1 protein-coding gene is annotated in these 1,349 nt (G+C 71.9%); it reads right to left on the bottom strand.

The features are described from left to right. Positions 1–31: 31 nt before the first annotated feature. Positions 32–1,349: hypothetical protein (locus tag BHU15_RS36895; RefSeq protein ID WP_218028101.1), on the bottom strand; the 1,318-nt coding region annotated here is incomplete at its 5' end.

Raw genomic sequence — 1,349 nt, 5'->3', positions numbered from 1 at the left:
GTTTCTGGGCCCTCGCCCAGACCTGACGCCGCTACCGCCCCGCTTCCCGCCGCCGCGCGACCAGCACCCACCCACCGAGCCCCAGCACCAGCACGGTCCCCGTCCCGATACCACCGGCGGCGACCAGGGTCATGGTGGTGTTGTCCTCGGCGCCGACCGGGCCCTGCCCCAGGCTGCTGTCGTCCGGCACATCGAACTCGCCGGCCGAACCGTCGTACCCCGGCCCGTCCTTCGCCTCTCCGTCGACCGTCACCCGCAACGTCAGGTCGTGCGGCTTCTGACCGAACTTCTCGCCCACCTCGGGGCTGAGGCTCACCCGCACGTAGTACCAGCCCGCGAAGCGCATCGCCCGCTCGTCGGCGATGGAACTGAAGCGGTTCGCGTAGTCCACCGGCGGCGCCGGCTCCGTCGACAACGACTTGCGCTTGCCGCTGTACGACATCGATCCCACGCTGTCGACGAGCCCCCTCGCCGGGTTGTACACGGCGAGCGACATCGCCCCGCTGACGACCCCGTTCCCCTCCGAACCGCCCAGCTCCGCGCTGGTGAACAGCTGCTGCCCCCAGTCGACGGGCACCCGGTAGAAAAGGGACTCACCCGGATCGATCGCCGCCGTCCACTGCCCTTGCCTCAACACCACCGCGTCGGCGAAACCGGCGCCGCCCTCCCGCTGCTCCGGAGCACCGGACGGCGGCTCGGGGGAGGCGGTCGGCCAGTTCTCGGCCGCCTCGGTGGGCCCGGCGCCCGTCAGCTTCGGCTCGGAGAGATAGCGCAGCTCCAGCTGCCACGGGTCCTGTGTGGACGTGGGCTTCGACTTCCGCTCCACGATCACGTGATACGGGCCGGCCTCCCGGCATGCCTCGTCCTCCGTGCCGTCGAGCGTCCGGGAGGCGGACGCGGTCAGTGGCCGTGGATAGACACCGGGCGGCAGCATCCGGGCCTGTGCGGAGTCGCACTCCTTGCCCCGGCTGTCCTCCATCCTGACCGTGAGCTCATCGCCGTACGCCACCCGCGACTCCAACTCGGGCGCCGCGGTGGCCGACACGTACGCGTTCGCCGCGTCGTCCAGGTCCAGCCGGTAGACGAGCCTCTTGCCCGGCTCGATCGAATCGCGGTACGTGACGCCCGGCTGGAGCGACTCGGCGGTGCTGGTGGTCTCCGCGCCCTCGACGCGCGTGGCCCGGGGATCGATCGCGTACGGAGTCGGCTGGTCGGCCGCCCGAGCAGTTCCGGCCAGTGCGGTCCCGCCCGGCAGCCCCGGCTGCGCCGCCACCACGCACATCGCCGCCGCCGCGACAAGCGCGCCCCGGCTCCTGCCGCGCAGCCTCTTCACGAGCTTCCCCTTTTGT

This window comes from Streptomyces niveus, assembly GCF_001723055.1.
GTDB lineage: Bacteria > Actinomycetota > Actinomycetes > Streptomycetales > Streptomycetaceae > Streptomyces > Streptomyces niveus.
The sequence above is the reverse complement of the archived record's forward strand: the minus strand, read 5'-3'. Positions and strand labels throughout refer to the sequence as shown.